This is a genomic window from Phaeobacter sp. BS52 (assembly GCF_045040595.1).
Lineage (GTDB): Bacteria > Pseudomonadota > Alphaproteobacteria > Rhodobacterales > Rhodobacteraceae > Phaeobacter > Phaeobacter piscinae.
Genome location: NZ_CP090662.1, coordinates 567,728 through 584,991 on the forward strand (window position 1 = coordinate 567,728; position 17,264 = coordinate 584,991).

Annotated in this window: 9 protein-coding genes and 2 pseudogenes; 9 read left to right on the forward strand and 2 right to left on the reverse strand. The window is 58.9% G+C overall.

Going from position 1 to position 17,264, the window contains the following annotated elements; all coding sequences use genetic code 11:
- The first annotated feature begins 126 nt into the window (after window positions 1-126).
- The 8 genes and pseudogenes from L0Z65_RS02780 to L0Z65_RS02815 all read left to right on the forward strand — a co-directional run bounded on the left by L0Z65_RS02780 (window position 127) and on the right by L0Z65_RS02815 (window position 11,534).
- Complete coding sequence (locus L0Z65_RS02780; protein ID WP_040170303.1) at window positions 127-1,365, forward strand: aspartate kinase; 1,239 nt, start codon at window positions 127-129, stop codon at window positions 1,363-1,365.
- 45 nt (window positions 1,366-1,410) lie between these two features.
- The gene (gene ptsP / locus L0Z65_RS02785; RefSeq protein WP_040170305.1) at window positions 1,411-3,651 is read left to right on the forward strand and encodes a phosphoenolpyruvate--protein phosphotransferase; all 2,241 of its coding nucleotides are present in this window, start codon (window positions 1,411-1,413) and stop codon (window positions 3,649-3,651) included.
- Window positions 3,652-4,327: 676 nt separating this feature from the next.
- Window positions 4,328-6,622: a bifunctional salicylyl-CoA 5-hydroxylase/oxidoreductase gene (locus tag L0Z65_RS02790; protein WP_405110572.1), complete on the forward strand. Its 2,295-nt coding sequence runs from the start codon at window positions 4,328-4,330 to the stop codon at window positions 6,620-6,622.
- The gene (locus L0Z65_RS02795) at window positions 6,619-7,392 is read left to right on the forward strand and encodes an SDR family NAD(P)-dependent oxidoreductase (RefSeq protein WP_405110575.1); all 774 of its coding nucleotides are present in this window, start codon (window positions 6,619-6,621) and stop codon (window positions 7,390-7,392) included. The genes L0Z65_RS02790 and L0Z65_RS02795 overlap by 4 nt, the downstream gene beginning before the upstream one ends.
- Window positions 7,392-7,849 (forward strand): annotated as a pseudogene (locus tag L0Z65_RS02800) (MarR family winged helix-turn-helix transcriptional regulator). Before L0Z65_RS02795 ends, L0Z65_RS02800 begins: the two are co-directional and overlap by 1 nt.
- A complete protein-coding gene (locus L0Z65_RS02805; RefSeq protein ID WP_405110578.1) occupies window positions 7,846-8,649 on the forward strand; it encodes an enoyl-CoA hydratase family protein in 804 nt (267 codons plus the stop codon). The pseudogene L0Z65_RS02800 and the gene L0Z65_RS02805 overlap by 4 nt, the downstream one beginning before the upstream one ends.
- 105 nt (window positions 8,650-8,754) lie before the next feature.
- Window positions 8,755-9,915 carry an acyl-CoA dehydrogenase family protein gene (locus L0Z65_RS02810; RefSeq protein ID WP_405110580.1) on the forward strand — a complete coding sequence of 387 codons (1,161 nt, stop codon included), beginning with the start codon at window positions 8,755-8,757 and terminating at the stop codon, window positions 9,913-9,915.
- 1 nt (window position 9,916) lies between these two features.
- Window positions 9,917-11,534: pseudogene (locus L0Z65_RS02815) on the forward strand (AMP-binding protein).
- A 32-nt stretch (window positions 11,535-11,566) separates the two neighbouring features.
- Here L0Z65_RS02815 and L0Z65_RS02820 read toward each other — a convergent pair.
- Window positions 11,567-12,688 carry a glycosyltransferase family 2 protein gene (locus tag L0Z65_RS02820; protein WP_405110583.1) on the reverse strand — a complete coding sequence of 374 codons (1,122 nt, stop codon included), beginning with the start codon at window positions 12,686-12,688 and terminating at the stop codon, window positions 11,567-11,569.
- A 3-nt stretch (window positions 12,689-12,691) separates the two neighbouring features.
- Window positions 12,692-16,009 (reverse strand): glycosyltransferase family 2 protein, encoded by a 3,318-nt coding sequence (locus L0Z65_RS02825; RefSeq protein ID WP_405110586.1) that lies wholly within the window; start codon window positions 16,007-16,009, stop codon window positions 12,692-12,694.
- A gap of 443 nt (window positions 16,010-16,452) precedes the next feature.
- On the opposite strand from L0Z65_RS02825, the gene L0Z65_RS02830 reads away from it, so the two are divergent.
- Complete coding sequence (locus L0Z65_RS02830; protein WP_405110589.1) at window positions 16,453-17,133, forward strand: hypothetical protein; 681 nt, start codon at window positions 16,453-16,455, stop codon at window positions 17,131-17,133.
- The last annotated feature ends 131 nt before the right edge of the window (window positions 17,134-17,264 follow it).

Sequence of the window (17,264 nt, forward strand, 5' to 3'; positions counted from 1 at the left end):
ATCAATATTGCGTGTTGCCCCTGCGTTTCTATGTGTATCGCTACAATCCGCAGGCTTGCCCTCTTGGGGCCGCTCGCATAAGAGGCGGGGAGTTGAAACCCGCAAGCGCACGGAGAGTTTTGCCCAATGCCCGTTCTTGTGATGAAATTCGGCGGCACATCTGTCGCCAATCTGGACCGCATCCGCCGCGCTGCCAAACGCGTTGGTGTCGAAGTGGCCAAGGGCTACGACGTGATCGTGATCGTCTCTGCGATGTCGGGCAAGACCAATGAGCTGGTAGGCTGGGTCAATGAGACCTCGCCGCTGTTTGATGCGCGCGAATATGATGCGGTTGTGTCCTCGGGGGAGAATGTCACCGCCGGGCTGATGGCGCTGACCCTGCAGGAGATGGATATCCCGGCGCGCAGCTGGCAGGGCTGGCAGGTGCCGCTGAAGACCACCAGCGCCCATAGCCAGGCGCGGATTGAGGAAATCCCGCCGGAAAACATCAACGCCAAATTTGGCGAAGGCATGCGTGTGGCTGTCGTTGCAGGCTTTCAGGGGATCAGCCCCGAGGGCCGCATCACCACGCTGGGCCGGGGCGGGTCGGACACCACTGCCGTGGCCTTTGCGGCGGCGTTTGAGGCTGAGCGCTGCGATATCTACACCGATGTGGACGGGGTTTACACCACTGACCCGCGGATTTGCGACAAGGCGCGCAAACTGGATAAGATCGCGTTTGAGGAAATGCTGGAGCTGGCGTCGCTGGGCGCCAAGGTTTTGCAGACCCGCTCGGTTGAGCTGGCGATGCGCTACAAGGTGAAACTGCGCGTGTTGTCCAGTTTCGAGGAACAATCCGACGAGGCCGGAACCCTGGTCTGCGACGAGGAGGAAATCATGGAATCCAATGTTGTGGCCGGTGTGGCCTATTCCCGTGACGAAGCCAAGCTGACCGTCCAGTCGGTTGCCGACCGTCCCGGTATCGCGGCGCATATCTTCACCGCGCTGAGCGAAGCGGGCGTGAATGTCGATATGATCGTGCAGGATATCTCTGATGAGGGGCGCACCGATATGACCTTCTCCTGCCCGACCGATCAGGTTGCGCGCGCCGAGCAGGCGCTGCAGGCGGTGAAGGAAAAGGGCGAGCTGAACTATGCGGAGCTGCTGGCAGACCGTGATGTCGCCAAGGTTTCTGTGGTTGGCATCGGCATGCGCTCGCAATCTGGGGTTGCGGCAAAGATGTTCAAGGTGCTGTCGGACGAGGGCATCAACATCAAGGTGATCACCACCTCCGAAATCAAGATTTCGGTGCTGATCGACCGGAAATACATGGAACTTGCGGTGCAAGCACTGCATGATGCGTTTGAATTGGACAAGGCGGCCTAATCTGGACCTGGCCGCCTGACACCGAAATCTGTGTGAACGGCCCCCATGGTAAAGACGACCGAATCCGAAAGTCGCAACTTATTGATGCGCTTGCGCGAGGCGATGGCCGGTGATGACGCCGGTCAGGCCCGTCTGGACAAGATCACTCAGTTGATCGCCGACAGCATGCACAGCGAGGTGTGCTCGGTCTATCTGTTCCGCGATGACGAGACGCTTGAGCTTTGCGCGACGCAGGGACTGAACGTCGAATCCGTGCACCAGACGCGCATGCGGATCGGCGAGGGGCTGGTCGGCCGTGTGGCGCGCTATGGCAAAGTGGTGAACACGCCTGACGCGCCCAATGCCAAAGGCTTCCGTTATATGCCGGAAACCGGAGAGGAGCGTTTTGCCTCTTTCCTTGGCGTGCCGATCCAGCGTCTGGGTGAGATGCTGGGCGTGCTGGTGGTGCAGTCCAAAGAGGGGCGTGAGTTTTCCTCTGACGCGGTTTATGCGTTGGAGGTGGTGGCCATGGTCATCGCCGAGATGACCGAATTGGGGGCTTTTGTCGGCGAAGGCGCGGCCTTGTCTCCGTTGCACCAGCAGCCGGTCCTGTTGCGCGGCACCATCGCACAGGAAGGCGCTGTTGAGGGCCATGTCTGGCTGCACGAGCCGCGCGTTGTGGTGACCAATCCGATTGCCGACGACCCCCACCGCGAGCTGGAGCGCCTGCATGAAGCGGTTGAGGAACTGCGCGTGGGTGTCGACAAGATGCTGGAGGTCACCCAGACCGGCGACAAAGAACAGTTGCAGGTGCTGGAAGCCTACCGGATGTTTGCCAATTCCAAGGGCTGGATGCGCCGGATGGAAGAGGACATTGGCCGGGGCTTGAGCGCAGAAGCCGCTGTGGAAAAAGAACAATCGCAGGCACGTGCCCGGATGGGCCAGGTACAGGATGCCTATCTGCGCGAGCGTCTCAGCGATCTGGATGATCTGTCAAACCGTCTGCTGCGCATTCTGACCGGGCAGGGCAGCGAGACGGGCGCCGAGTTGCCTGATGATCCTGTTCTGATTGCGCGGAATATCGGTCCGGGAGAGTTGCTGGAATATGGCCGCAATCTGCGTGGTATCGTGCTGGAGGAAGGCTCTGTCGGCTCCCACGCGGCGATCATCGCCCGCGCACTGGCAATTCCGCTGGTGGTCCATGCCAAACGTATCACGACCGAGGCGCTGAACGGCGACCACATCATGGTCGATGGCGAGCAGGGCGTGGTGCATCTGCGTCCCGATGATACCGTTGTCGGCGCCTTCCGTGATAAGATTGCCATGCAGGCCAAAGCGCAGGAACGCTATGCCTCGATCCGGGACAAACAGGCGCTGACCAGGGATGGCCGCCGCGTGCATCTGCTGATGAATGCCGGGTTGATGGCGGATCTGCCGTCCCTGCAAAATTCCGGCGCCGAGGGTGTGGGCCTGTTCCGCACCGAGCTGCAGTTTCTGGTTCGCAATCAGATGCCCAAACGTTCAGAATTGGTGGCGCTGTACCAGCGGGTGCTGGACGCGGCGGGCGGCAAGCGGGTGGTGTTTCGCACGCTGGATATCGGCTCGGACAAGGTGCTGCCCTATATGAAGCCGACGGATGAGCCCAATCCGGCGCTTGGCTGGCGGGCAATCCGTGTTGGTCTGGACAAGCCCGGTGTGATGCGGATGCAGCTGCAGGCGCTGATGCGGGCCGCCAATGGGCGTCCCCTGACGCTGATGTTCCCGTTTGTGGCCCAGTTTGAGGAGTTCCGCGACGCCAAGGCTGAGGTTGCCAAAACACTGGAACGGGAGCGCCGTCTGGGCCATCCTCTGCCTGAGAAGCTGGAAGTCGGGGCGATGCTGGAGACCCCCTCTCTCGCCTTTGCGCCGCAGAAGTTTTTTGACGAGGTTGAGTTCCTGTCGATTGGTGGCAATGACCTCAAGCAGTTCTTTTTTGCCGCTGACCGCGAGAATGAGCGGGTGCGCAAGCGCTACGATACGCTGAATGTCAGCTTCCTGAGCTTCATCGCACAGATTGTTGAACGTTGTGAGAAATCCGGAACACCGCTCAGTTTCTGTGGCGAAGATGCTGGCCGCCCGATTGAGGCCGTCTGCCTTGCCGCGATGGGGTTGCGGGTGCTGTCCATGCGCCCGGCCTCAGTCGGACCGGTGAAATCACTTTTGATGCGCGTGGATCTGAATGACATCCGCAAAATCATCGCCGACGCCCGGCACCGGGGGGAGCAAACAGTGCGCCCGGCGGTCATGCAGTATCTGCGAGAGCTCTGAACACCTTGCAAGACAGCGAGGGTTAGAAACCAAAAACCGCGCGGCCCAACCCGTGCGGTTTTTTTACGGCTGCCTTTGCCTGCGGATTGCAGCCTATGGGCGTCCTTGCGTGGTGGTCTGTGGATAAATTATCGAAATCATCGCAACCCACATTTGATGGATAGCGATTTTTTGGCTGAAAATATCCAATAAAAATTTTGAAAATTGTGCATCGCCTTGCAGGATGCTGATAATATTCCACGTTTCGCGAGGTTTGCGATCCGGTCGCGCAAGGGTTGAGAGCTCTTAGGTTACCCCCGTACTTATCCACAGGCGTGACGGTGTATTAGAAATACATCTATGTTGTTGATATCGCTTATTTAAATGAGGTCGTATTCGCGAGGGGACGGGGCAGGTTTAATAAGTTCTCAACATCAACTATGGTGCCTAGATAGCTGAAATATAGAGAGAATATGCGGTGGTATGTCGGCGGATTTATCGCCCGCGTACCGATAGGCCCCGAAAAACCCGGGGTGTCCTGCCGCAGATCGCAGTTTTTCAGGTTTGGGTGAATATTCCCTTAACGGAGGAAATCAGTCATATTGGTAAAAGCTTCAAGTATAAAAGTTTAAGCTTGAAGTTTATTGCGATCCGCTTATCCTGTTTGCAGTTCAGACAGCAATAGGGGAGTGGCATCATGAAAATCGCCTGTTTGGGAGGCGGCCCGGCTGGCCTCTACTTTGCGATCTCAACCAAGTTGCGCCAACCTGATGCTGAAATCACGGTTTTTGAGCGTAACAAACCGGATGACACGTTCGGTTGGGGCGTTGTGCTGTCTGATGATGCGCTTGAGAACCTGACTGCGAACGATCCTGTCAGCGCCGGGCAGATCCGCGATAAATTTGCCTATTGGGATGATATCGCGGTGGTGCATGGCGGCGCGCGGACCGTCTCAGGTGGGCATGGGTTTGCCGGGATTGGTCGCAAGGCAATGCTGGTGATCCTGCAGGAGCGGGCGCGCGAACTGGGCATTGATCTGCAGTTTGAAACGGAAGTCGGGCCCGCAGCCTCCTATCAGGCGGACTATCATCTGGTGGTGGCCTGTGACGGGTTGAATTCCCGCGTCCGCAGTGAATTTGCGGACCAATTCAAGCCCAACGTCGATGTGCGCCCGTGTAAATTCATCTGGCTGGGCACGAAGCAGAAATTCGACGATGCCTTCACCTTTATCTTTGAGAAGACACAGCACGGCTGGATGTGGATCCATGCCTATCAATTTGATGCCGAGACTGCGACGGTGATTGTCGAATGCTCTGCTCAGACCTGGGAAAACTGGGGGTTTGAGGCGATGAGCAAGGATGAGATCCTGCGGACCTGCGAGGAGATCTTTGCCGATCATCTGGACGGGCATTCCCTGATTTCGAATGCCGATCACCTGCGCGGCTCTGCGGTGTGGATCAACTTCCCGCGGGTTCTGTGTGAGACTTGGCACCATGAAAACGTAGTATTGCTGGGCGATGCCTCGGCCACGGCCCATTTCTCCATCGGTTCGGGAACCCGGCTTGCGTTTGACAGTGCGATTGCATTGGCAGAGTTCATCACGACCGAACCGACGCTGGAACAGGCGTTTGTGCGCTATCAGGAGGAGCGGCGGCTGGATGTGTTGCGGCTGCAATCGGCGGCGCGCAATTCATTGGAGTGGTTTGAAGAGGTCGAGCGATATCTGGATATGGATCCGGTGCAATTCAACTACTCGCTGCTGACCCGGTCGCAGCGGATCTCCCATGAAAACCTGCGCCTGCGGGATGCAGACTGGCTCGCCTCGGCGGAGAGGTGGTTTCAGGAGGCTGCCGGAGCACCCGCAGATGCGCCGACCCGTCCACCAATGTTTGCGCCTTATAAACTGCGCGAGATGCAGCTCAAAAACCGCATCGTCGTGTCGCCAATGGCGCAGTACAAGGCCAAGGATGGCTGTCCGACCGATTGGCATCTCATTCACTACGGTGAGCGCGCCAAGGGGGGCGCGGGTCTGGTCTATACCGAAATGACCTGTGTCTCGGCTGAAGGGCGGATAACGCCCGGCTGTCCCGGCCTATACGCCCCAGAGCATGAGACGGCTTGGACGCGGCTGACGGATTTTATTCATGCTGAGACCGACGCGAAGATCTGCTGTCAGATTGGCCATTCCGGTCGCAAGGGATCCACCCAATTGGGCTGGGAGACCATGGACGCACCGCTGCGGGACGGGAACTGGGAAACGGTCTCCGCCTCGGCCATTGCGTGGTCTGATGGCAACCCGGCCCCGCGGGAGATCACGCGGGCGGAAATGGACGCAATCAAGGATGAATTCGTTGCCGCAGCGCAGATGGCTGAACGGGCGGGGTTTGACATGATCGAACTCCATGCGGCGCATGGCTATCTGATTTCTTCCTTCATTTCTCCAAAATCCAACATTCGGACCGATATCTATGGCGGGTCGCTGGAGAACCGGCTGCGCTATCCGCTGGAGGTGTTTGACGCCATGCGCGCGGTTTGGCCTGCGGACAAACCAATGTCCGTCCGTATTTCCGCCAATGATTGGGTTGGCGATGAAGGGGTGACGCCAGAGGAGGCGGTGGAGATCGCACGGGCCTTCACCGCGGCGGGGGCGGATATCATCGATGTGTCTGCGGGGCAGACATCAACGGAGGCGCAGCCGGTCTATGGCCGCATGTTCCAGACGCCGTTTTCGGACCGGATCCGCAATGATGCCGGGATCGCGACCATGGCGGTGGGCAATATCTATGAGGCGGATCACGCCAATTCCATCCTGATGGCCGGGCGGGCCGATCTGGTCTGTGTTGGGCGTCCGCATCTGGCGGATCCCTATTGGACCCTGCATGAGGCAAGCCGGATCGGCGACCGTCATGCAGATTGGCCGCTGCCGTATCTGGCGGGGCGGGATCAGGCCTGGCGTCTGGCAGACCGCGATGCAGAGGTGATCCGGGCATGAGCGATCTGGCGGGTAGAGAGCTAGCGGACAAACATGTGGTGATCACCGGTGGTGGCTCCGGTGTTGGCGCTGCATTGGCGCGCAGCTTTGCCGGGCGCGGCGCGCGGCTCACGCTACTTGGTCGGCGGATCGAACCGCTGCAGGAGGTGGCCGCTGAAACGGGCGCCCTGCCAGTTGCCTGTGACGTGACCGAGGCAGAGGCGGTGCGGGCGGCACTTGATACGGCGCGACAGCTGCATGGGCCGGTGAGTGTTGCTATTGCCAATGCAGGTGCTGCGCCGTCGAAACCCTTTGCCAAGATGGATCTGGCGGATTTCGAGGCGGCTTTGGCTGTCAACCTGTCGGGGGTGTTCAACCTGTGGCAGGCCGCGCTCCCTGATATGAAGTCGGCAGGCTGGGGGCGGATGATTGCCGTTGCCTCAACTGCCGGGCTCAAGGGGTATCCTTATGTTTCGGGGTATTGCGCGGCAAAACATGGGGTTCTGGGCCTCACGCGGTCGCTGGCGCTGGAACTGGCGCGCAGTGGGATCACCGTAAATGCAATTTGTCCGGGTTTCATTGAGACGCCGCTGCTTGAGCGTTCGATTGCGACCATTGTGTCCACCACCGGGATGAGCGAGGAAGCGGCGGCAAAATCGCTGCGCGCAGGCAACCCGCAAGGCCGCTTTATCCAGCCGGAAGAGGTGGCGGATGCGGCGCTGTTCCTTGCCTCCTCTTCAGCAGCGTCCATCAATGGCAGCGCGCTGCCCATCACCGGAGGTGAGATCTGATGCAAACCGACCGCTCCAAAGACCGGCTGCGGCTGTGGCTGAAAGTGCTCAAGGCAACCCGCGCCGTTGAAAGCGAAATTCGCGAGAACCTGCGACAGGAATTTACCACCACGCTGCCGCGGTTTGACGTGATGGCAGCCCTGAGCCAGCATCTTGATGGGCTGAAGATGAGCGAGCTGTCTGGCGTGCTGAAAGTGTCCAATGGCAATGTCACCGGGATCGTCGAACGGCTGGTGGATGACGGCCATGTGCAGCGCGAGAAGGTCCCGGAGATCGCCGTGCCAGCCGGGTAAGGCTGACGGAGGCGGGGATCGCGGAATTTTCCCGTCAGGCCGCCGCCCATGAGGCCTGGATTGACCAGATGTTTGACAGCGTGCCCGAAGCCGAGGTTCAGACGCTCTCTGATGCGTTGGATCAGGTGGCCAGACGGCTTGAAAATGAAGGACGCGACAAATGATTTCGACGGATACCAAGTATTTTCTGTGCAGTGTTGAGGACGGTATCGCCACCGTGGCGCTGGACCGCCCCGAGCGAAAGAACCCTCTGAGCTTTGACAGCTATGCAGAGCTGCGGGACTGGTTTCGCGACCTGCACTATGACGACGATGTGAAAGCGGTGATCTTTGCGCCCAATGGCGGCAACTTCAGCTCTGGCGGCGATGTCCATGATATCATTGGACCCTTGACCAGAATGTCGATGAAGGAGTTGCTGGCCTTTACCCGGATGACCGGCGATCTGGTCAAGGCAATGGTGAATTGCGGCAAGCCGATCATCGCAGCGCTGGACGGTGTTTGCGTGGGGGCTAGCGCGATCATTGCTATGGCGTCGGACATCCGGATCGCCACGCCGGACACCAAGACGGCGTTTCTATTCACCCGTGTTGGGCTGGCGGGCTGCGACATGGGGGCCTGTGCGATCCTGCCGCGCATCATTGGCCAGGGACGGGCGGCAGAACTGCTTTATACCGGGCGGTCGATGAGCGCTGAGGAAGGGCAGGCCTGGGGGTTTCACAACAAGGTGGTGTCGGCAGTTGCCTTGCTGGGTGAGGCACGCAGCTGGGCCGAGCGGATCGCGGCGGGGCCGAATTTTGGTCACATGATGACCAAGACGATGCTGGCACAGGAGTGGTCGATGTCGATTGAGCAGGCCATCGAGGCAGAAGCACAGGCGCAGGCGATTTGCATGCAGACCGCTGATTTCGAACGTGCCTACCAAGCCTTTGTAAAAAAAGAAAAGCCCTTGTTCGAAGGGGATTGATCTGGCCCTTGCAGGCCGCAGCACCGGAGGAGGGTGCGGTGGCCTCCGGCGGGAGTATTTGGAGAAAGATGACAGGCGGCGGATGCCGCTGCCGGGAGGAGCGATATGGCGGATAAGACCTTTCTGAGCTGGCCGTTTTTTGAGGACCGCCACCGCGCACTGGCGGCGGATCTGGACAGTTGGGCACAGGACGCGCTGGCAGATATTGACCACAGCGATACTGATGCTGCCTGCCGCGCGCTGGTGTCGGCCTTGGGGTCTGCGGGCTGGGCGCAGCATTCCGGTGCCATGACCGGCGAGGCGCTGGACGTGCGCACATTGTGCCTGATCCGAGAGACATTGGCCCGCCACGATGGGCTGGCGGATTTTGCCTTTGCCATGCAGGGGTTGGGAACCGGGGCGATTTCACTGTTTGGGACTGATGCACAGCAGGCGGAATGGCTGCCGCTCACACGCAGCGGCAAGGCGATTTCAGCCTTTGCCCTGACCGAACCGCAATCAGGATCCGATGTAGCCAATTCCACCATGACCGCGGTGCGGGATGGGGATCACTATGTTCTGAATGGTGAGAAGACCTGGATCTCCAACGGCGGTATTGCTGATGTCTATACGCTGTTTGCCCGTACCGGCGAGGGGCCGGGGGCCAGGGGGCTCTCGGCTTTTGTTGTGCCTGCAGGGCTGCCGGGCTTTGAAGTGGTGGAACGGTTGGAGACGCTGGCGCCACACCCTCTTGCGACCCTGCGGTTCAGTGATTGTCGGATCCCGCGCAGCGCAGTGCTGGGCGAGGCGGGCGCGGGCTTCAAGATTGCGATGTCGGTGCTGGATGTGTTCCGATCCACCGTGGCGGCGGCCGCACTGGGGTTTGCGCGCCGAGCCTTGGATGAGGCATTGGCACGCGTGACAAGCCGCCATGTGCAGGGGGCGCCGCTGGCAGATCTGCAGATGGTGCAGGGACATATCGCAGATATGGCGCTGGATGTGGATGCAAGTGCCCTGCTGGTCTATCGCGCAGCCTGGGCCAAGGACAGTGGTGCTGCGCGCATCACCCGGGAGGCCGCGATGGCGAAGCTGTTCTCCACCGATCAGGCGCAGAAGGTGATCGACAAAGCCGTCCAGTTGCATGGCGGAGATGGCGTGCGGCAGGGTCAGAAGGTGGAGGAACTCTACCGCGATATCAGAGCGTTGCGGATCTACGAAGGGGCATCTGACGTCCAACGTGTGGTGATTGCCCGTCAGGCGATTTCCACATTCCAGAAGGGAGCCTGAGATGCTGGGTCCAAGCGCACATATCGATACATTCACCCGTGATAACCTGCCGCCGAGCGGATCAGTGGCCGGAGTTCCTGACCGGCGAATACGCCTACCCTGAGCGATTGAATGCGGCGGTGGAACTGACCGATGCCATGGTGGAGAAAGGGTTCGGGGATCATACCGCCCTGATCGGCAATGGGCGGCGACGGACCTACAAGGAGCTGGCGGATTGGACTAACCGGCTTGCCCATGTGCTGGTCGAGGATCTGGGGGTGCAGCCCGGCAACCGGGTGCTGATCCGTTCCGCCAATAACCCGGCGATGGTGGCCTGCTGGCTGGCGGCGACCAAGGCGGGCGCTGTGGTGGTGAACACCATGCCGATGCTGCGGGCAGGTGAGCTGGCGAAGATCATCGACAAGGCAGAGATCAGCCATGCGCTGTGTGATACACGGCTGATGGAGGAACTGGTGGCCTGTGCCAAAACCTCGGCGCATCTGAAGTCCGTCGTTGGGTTCGACGGCACCTCCAACCACGATGCGGAACTGGACCGGCTGGCGCTGGAAAAACCGGTGCGGTTCGAGGCGGTGGCAACGGGCCGAGATGATGTGGCTCTCCTGGGGTTTACTTCAGGCACCACGGGGTCACCGAAGGCGACGATGCATTTTCACCGCGATCTCTTGATGATTGCCGATGGCTATGCGGCGGAGGTGCTTGCGGTCACGCCTGAGGATATCTTTGTCGGGTCTCCACCATTGGCGTTTACGTTCGGGCTGGGTGGGCTGGCGATTTTCCCGCTGCGGTTTGGGGCCGCGGCGACCTTGCTGGAGAATGCCTCGCCGCCCAATCTGATCGAGATTATCGAGACGTATAAGGCGACCGTCTGCTTTACCGCGCCGACCGCCTATCGGGTGATGCTGCGCGCGATGGAGGAGGGGGCGGATCTGTCATCACTCAGGGCGGCGGTATCCGCCGGGGAAACCCTGCCAGCACCCGTTTATGACGAATGGATCGCCCAGACTGGCAAGCCGATGCTGGATGGGATCGGGGCGACGGAGATGCTGCATATCTTCATCTCCAACCGGTTCGACGACCATCGCCCCGCCTGCACCGGTAAGCCTGTGCAGGGCTATCAGGTGCGGGTTCTGGACAAGGATGGCAATGAAGCGCCGCGCGGAGAGGTTGGTCGCCTGGCGGTCAAGGGACCCACCGGCTGCCGCTATCTCGCGGATGCGCGGCAGGGCGAATACGTCAAGGATGGCTGGAACATTACGGGCGACAGTTTTGTGATGGATGCTGACGGCTATCTGCATTTTGCCGCGCGCAACGATGATATGATCGTCTCCGCCGGGTATAATATCGCGGGTCCCGAGGTCGAGGCGGCGCTCTTGTCCCATGAGCTGGTGGCGGAATGTGCGGTGATCGGCGCCAGTGATGATGCGCGCGGGGAGATCGTGCAGGCCCATGTGGTGCTGACCGGGGGTACGCAGGCGTCGGAGGTCCTGACCAAGGCGCTGCAGGATCACGTCAAGGCAACCATCGCGCCTTATAAGTACCCTCGCGACATCGTCTATACTGACGCCCTTCCCAAGACCGAAACCGGCAAGATCCAGCGGTTTCGGTTGAAATCGACGTAAGAGGCGGTGGGTGCCAATCTCTGATCCTGATGTTAGAGCACTGGAACCTGTTCCAGCCGGTCTATCAGGTCGGCAGAAATCGCATCGGGGCCGTCGTTGAACTGTGCACGGGAGACAAAGTTCAGATGCCGTGACAGAAGCGTCAGCTTGGGCGAGGTGATCTCTTCGTAGAATATCTTCATATCCTCACGGGCCATCAGCTCTGTGATCTTGCTGCGGTGGGCGGTGACGGCGGCCTCATGCAGTGATTTGATGCCTTTAAGACGCTTGAGCCGTGTTAGCTCTTTTTTCGTGGCGGAGAGGCGGCGCTGAATGGAGGTATCTTGCTCCATGTTGAAGTTCATGCGCATCCAATACGCCAACCCCTGATCACGTTCCACATGGTTGACGCGGCCACGGTCGCGTTTGACGAGAAAGCTTTCGGTGCTGCGCACAGCGTAGTGGTTGAGGGTGACCATGTCATAGCCATGGTCGCGAATACCAAAGCGCCAGCCCTGATCTGCCATATCCTCGGGCACCGGTCGGCCGGTACCCGCAACCCAGATTGGCATATCTGCAATGCGCCGCTTCAGCGGGCGGTGGACACCGATGCGGTCATAGGCGCCAGCAACATAGTCGCCAGCGGTCTTGAACATCGTCTTGATGCCCCAAGCCTGGATCGGAGCAGGGCAGTATTTTGGCGCGCAGTAGCTGTGCTCTTGCGTCAGAAGTACGTCGCTGTAGCTGTCTCGAAAGCTGTTGCCGAACAGGCGCCACTGCATGGAGATCATGTCAGGATCATTGGTGGCGGCAAAGAGACTGTCGAGATCCCCATCCCCGACGTGAATATTGACGAATTCATCGACGTCGGAGACAAGAACCCACTCTGCGTTGCGGACCAGATCAAGGCTCTCGGCGTATTTGAGCGCACCTTTTTGCGGGTTATAGCCGCTCCCCATCTCCTGATAGGGGTTGTCCATGCGGGTGACATAGCCGCGCTCTGCCAGCCCATCCAGCAGTTCAACCGTGCCGTCGTCGCAGTCGTTCGTGAAAACCAGCATATGGTCAAATCCGATAGCGCGGTGGTGGGCGACCCATTCCAGGATGAAGGGACCTTCGTTCTTCATACAAGTGATGATCAGGCGCTTTGCGGTGGCGGTTGGGGCAGCGGTCATGGCTTATCCTTCCGCTTCTGCAAGTTCGGCGCGGAGACGGTTAAGGGAATTGCGGATGTTCTTGGCATCGCGTTTTTTCAACGTGTATTCACAGACTTGAATGGCGAGCTTTGGGTGGTTCTTCTCCTCAGCCTTCATCAGCAGATCATGCTGAAAACGGGGGAGATCACGACGGGCGCGCAGCAACTGGTAGAACCGTTGGGCGGTAAGGCGACCCTCAAAAATCTCACTCAGTATCGGTTTTAGGATGCCCATATTGACAAGCGCCTGCGGCAGCTGGTGGCCGAAGAATGGCATTCTCAACTTGCGGATATTGTCACCTTTCAGGCGATTGACCTGCTGCACATCCGGGTCGAAGTAGGGATCATAGAGAACCACCATATCGTCAGCGAGATGGGTTGCCTCTGAGGCGTCCGCATAGCGATCATCCCAGTCCAGACGCGCGGTCCAACCCCAGCGGTCATCGTCGGGCAGAATGCGGCGGTCCAGCGTGGTTTGCGGCGCGATGGCGAGCACCTTGGCGCCCGGTGCGCATTGCGAATAGGTCAGCGCGCCATAGGCGCCCATGGAGGCGCCGTAGAACAAGACTTCATCGAATTGATCAAAGAAACCACTGTCGCGCAGGTGGTCAAAACTATCATGAACAAAGGGGCTGCGGAACCAATTGCGCTTGGAGCCGATCACACCAAGGACCGAACAGCCCAGCGTTTGCGATAGCAGTTTGTAGCCCCAAGGCCATCGCTGTCCCTCCTTTTGCTGAACCACATGGATATTGTCGAAAGTGACCACAAGCCGCTTGCCAAAAGGCTCGAAGAACAGCGCGTTTTCATCGCTCTCCCAGAAAAAGCCAGCGCGCTGAGCAGCATGGGTCCGCATGTCCGTGAACCTTGGGTCACCAGCAGCGGGCGCCGCGGTGTCTGGAGCTTTGGGAAGCCAGATCGGCACATGATCAAGCCTATGCTGATCGCTCGAAACAGGCGCGGCGGGTGCGACTTTGACCACACGGTTTGCAGCGGACGCTGGATTGGTTGCAGCGGTGACGGCCTGAGGCGCCTGCTGCATCTTCTGGGCCAGATCTGAGACATCCATCGACACGCCCAGCTCTGCTTCGCGACCGCGCAGATCCCCAACACGGATCTTGCCTTGTACCATCTCCTTAAGCAGCCGTGTCTTTGCCTCAATCTGTTCGGGTGAGAGCAGCAGGGCTTCGGGCTCGGGTATCTGGACATCCGCCGGGGTTCCGGCCTCAGCCTGGTCTTCCAGCTTGGTGAGATAGATCGCATCCGGGCGTGCGATTTCGGTCAGGTTTTCGTATAGTGCGGCGTATTCTGGTTTTGATTTCAGATCAGCGATCTTGGCTTCGTGCCATTGAACCGCTTCCGCATGTAGATTTGCCAGCTTCGCGTCGGCCATCAGCGTGTCCAACTCAGCACGCATCATTGGTACGCGGTTGTGCATGCGTGCGTCGGTTTCAGAGGCGTAGTTGCGTCGCGCCCAGTAGTCGATACCCTGATCTTGATCCGTATGGTTGATGCGGCCTCGGTCCCGTTTCACCAGAAAGCTGTCCGCGGAGCGCAGCACGTAGTGGTTGAGCGTCGCCATGCGATACCCAAGTGACCGCTTGGTGGAGCGCCAGCCATTGTTGGTTAGCAGCATCTCCGGCATGACGCGACCGGATCCGTTGACCCAGCGCACCTGCGAGATGTTTTCTTCGTCGTCGATTTTCAATGGACGGTGTACGCCGATCTTTGTGTAAGGCGCGGACTTGTGCAGCATGCTTTTGAAGCCCCAACCCAGTCGTGGCTTGGGAATGAACTCTGGCGCGCAGGCGGTGAACTGTTCGATGATCGGGCGGTCTTCATAGTTGGCAACGCCACCATTGCCAAAAAATTTCCAGGTGAAGGAGATGACGTTGGGGTCACCAGCCGCTTTGAACAGATCGGCAAAACGTCCTTCGCCGACGTGGATGTTCACAAATTCATCGACATCAATGGTCAGAACCCAATCCGCCCCCTTGTACACGGGTTGCTGCATCGCGTCTGCCAGCGCTACATGCTGAGGCTTCTTACCGGAGGTCGGATCCCAGGGATTGGCGACGCGGGTGACCAGATCCAGCTGAGCCAAGCGATCCAAAATCTCATTTGTGTTGTCGCTGCAATCGTTGGTGTAGACGAGGAAATGCTTAGCCCCGATCGCCTTGTGATAGGCAATCCACTCCAGAATGAACGGCGCCTCGTTCTTCATTGAGGTCAGGATTAGGATGTTATCGTTTGAGATTGGCTCTGACAGCGGTGAGAGCCGGTCGCCAATGGTCTCTGTGCGCAACTCAAGGTTGTTGATCGCGCGTTGGTAGTGCGGGCTCTGCACCAGTTGATCCAGCGGCATGCTGAGATGCGGGTGGGCTGAGTGCCCAGCGGCAGGGGGAGGGGCTTTGGCCGCCGGGGTGGAGGCTTTGGCTTTTGCCAGCTCAGCCTGTGTCGGTTTTCCCGCAGGTGGGCGGTCCGGGATCGGGGCAGCAGCAGCATCAATGTCGTGACGGACCAAGGCGCGGCCGAGATAGCTCTCAGGATGCGGAATGCCACCCTCATGAGTGATCAGGCGGCGGCTCAGCCGACGATTCCAGAGGTGCACACCATAGCAGCCATCATCAATCTTCTTCTCAACAATATAACCCGGCGATAGCAGATTGCGGCGCTCCTTGAATGAAATCTGGAAAAACGCCATCTGTGGTTTCACATGGGCCATCTCGCCTGTTTCATTGAGGAAATGCGTCAATGCTGAGGGCCCCCAGACGCCCCATTTCAGCTCGGATACATGCACCGGGTTACCAGCCGCATGTGCGGCCTCAAGCTGTGTGCGTTCTTCCCCCTTTGCCCAAGGCGGGATCGGGTATTCGTTTTCGCAGAAGGCATTGAGCCGCTGCAGCGTTCGGGAGAACCGGGGCAGACCGAGGACGGCATTGCAGACCAGACGCCCGGTTTTTTCCCAGCCAAAAACCCATTGATCCTGAAAATCCCAGGGCTTCACGCAGAGAACATCTGCGTCCACCCAAATGACATTCTGCATCGAGATCATCTTGTAGCGAAAGGCATCGGCGTGAACGGCCGGGGAACCAGACACCTTGTGGCGGATGAAGTCTGACGCCGGAAAAATACGGTTCGCGTCCATCAGCTCAACACCGGGTGGGCAATTGTCTACGGTTTCATAGGTGTAAAGAAGGGTGCGATGTCCGTGATCGGCAAATGATTTGAGACAGGTTTGTTCAAGATAACTCAGATTTCCCCCAATCCAGAGGGAGGCGATTACTGGGAGGTCAGACATAATATTCCGCACTGCTTCGTTGTTTTTATGAAAAAGGCCAAGAGGGCGATCGTTGGGTCGCTCGAAAATCGTATCTTTCGCTGGGCGAAATTGACGACTTGCAAAATCGAGCCTGAAAAACTGCTCCCTGTCCAGAAGTGCCTCGTTCGACACTCATCCTTGTTACCACAAGGGGGCTCCGTGGGTATGTCGACACGGGTCCTCAGCGCTGGTGCCGTTCGTGCGTATTCATACCTGCCTTATCAACCTCTTGGGCCGGTTATCGACCTGCCTGTGATCATTGCCCGAGCTAACCCCGCATGCCATAAGCGAAAGATACCCTACCTTCTGAGTGCGTTCAAATGATTGTAAGCCACAAACATAACTTTGTTTACGTGAAGCCGGGGAAGACCGCTGGCAGCTCAATCGAACTCGCGATCAGCAGATATTGCGGCCCGCAGGATATGATAACCAAATTGCGCCCGCGTGAGGAAAGCCAGCGGGTGGATTGCGTCGCGCGGGTAGAAAATCCGCGATTTGTGAATATCAATTCCGGTGAAGTGATTGAGCTGCAAAACCACTCCAGATATTCTGATGCGCTGCGCATCTACGGTGAGGATATCGTGGATTACGATGTGGTCTGCACCGAGCGAAATCCGTGGGAGAAGGCAATTTCCTCGTTTTTCTGGAAGGGCAATCGGCGCCCAGAGCGCCCGGTAGCGCCCCGGTTCAAAAGGTTCGTCAGCGATGGCCGCTGGCCGCAGGATTTTGACGTCTATTCGCTAGATGGTGTCTGCGTCGCGGATCACATCATCCGGGTCGAACGCCTAAAGGATGACTACCGCGACTTTTTGAGGTCCCTCGAGATCCCTGTGGAGGGAGGGATTGTGTTTCCATCGTCCAAGGGTTTCCAACGCCCGAAGGAAGCGACACGCGAGGCGATGTATACGCGTCCTTGGGTGGTGCGGGCTGTGTTTGAGCATACTGAGGACCTGCGCGCGGTATTGCCTTACCGTTTTGAAGACCGCTCCGCGCCAGATATCCAACTGAATGAGGACCGCCGGGCGGCGCGCTACAGGTTCCTCGAAGACAATGACTGCGGCCCGGTCTACTGGGAGCCGGTTCAGGCATCCGCCTCGGTTTAGCGGTAGGCGTAGCGAACCCCAGACTACGGCCGCGTCGCGAGCGTGTGCGACGGTCTAGCTAAGATGCCTTACGACGCTCATATGCGAAGCTGCGCTTATTTACCCACGCCACCAAAAAGACAATCTCGAAG

Coding starts and splice junctions, on each gene's coding strand:
- L0Z65_RS02780 (WP_040170303.1), top strand. CDS start 127: ATGCCCGTTCTTGTGATGAAATTCGGCGGCACATCTGTCGCCAATCTG.
- ptsP (WP_040170305.1), top strand. CDS start 1,411: ATGGTAAAGACGACCGAATCCGAAAGTCGCAACTTATTGATGCGCTTG.
- L0Z65_RS02790 (WP_405110572.1), top strand. CDS start 4,328: ATGAAAATCGCCTGTTTGGGAGGCGGCCCGGCTGGCCTCTACTTTGCG.
- L0Z65_RS02795 (WP_405110575.1), top strand. CDS start 6,619: ATGAGCGATCTGGCGGGTAGAGAGCTAGCGGACAAACATGTGGTGATC.
- L0Z65_RS02805 (WP_405110578.1), top strand. CDS start 7,846: ATGATTTCGACGGATACCAAGTATTTTCTGTGCAGTGTTGAGGACGGT.
- L0Z65_RS02810 (WP_405110580.1), top strand. CDS start 8,755: ATGGCGGATAAGACCTTTCTGAGCTGGCCGTTTTTTGAGGACCGCCAC.
- L0Z65_RS02820 (WP_405110583.1), bottom strand. CDS start 12,688: ATGACCGCTGCCCCAACCGCCACCGCAAAGCGCCTGATCATCACTTGT.
- L0Z65_RS02825 (WP_405110586.1), bottom strand. CDS start 16,009: ATGTCTGACCTCCCAGTAATCGCCTCCCTCTGGATTGGGGGAAATCTG.
- L0Z65_RS02830 (WP_405110589.1), top strand. CDS start 16,453: ATGATAACCAAATTGCGCCCGCGTGAGGAAAGCCAGCGGGTGGATTGC.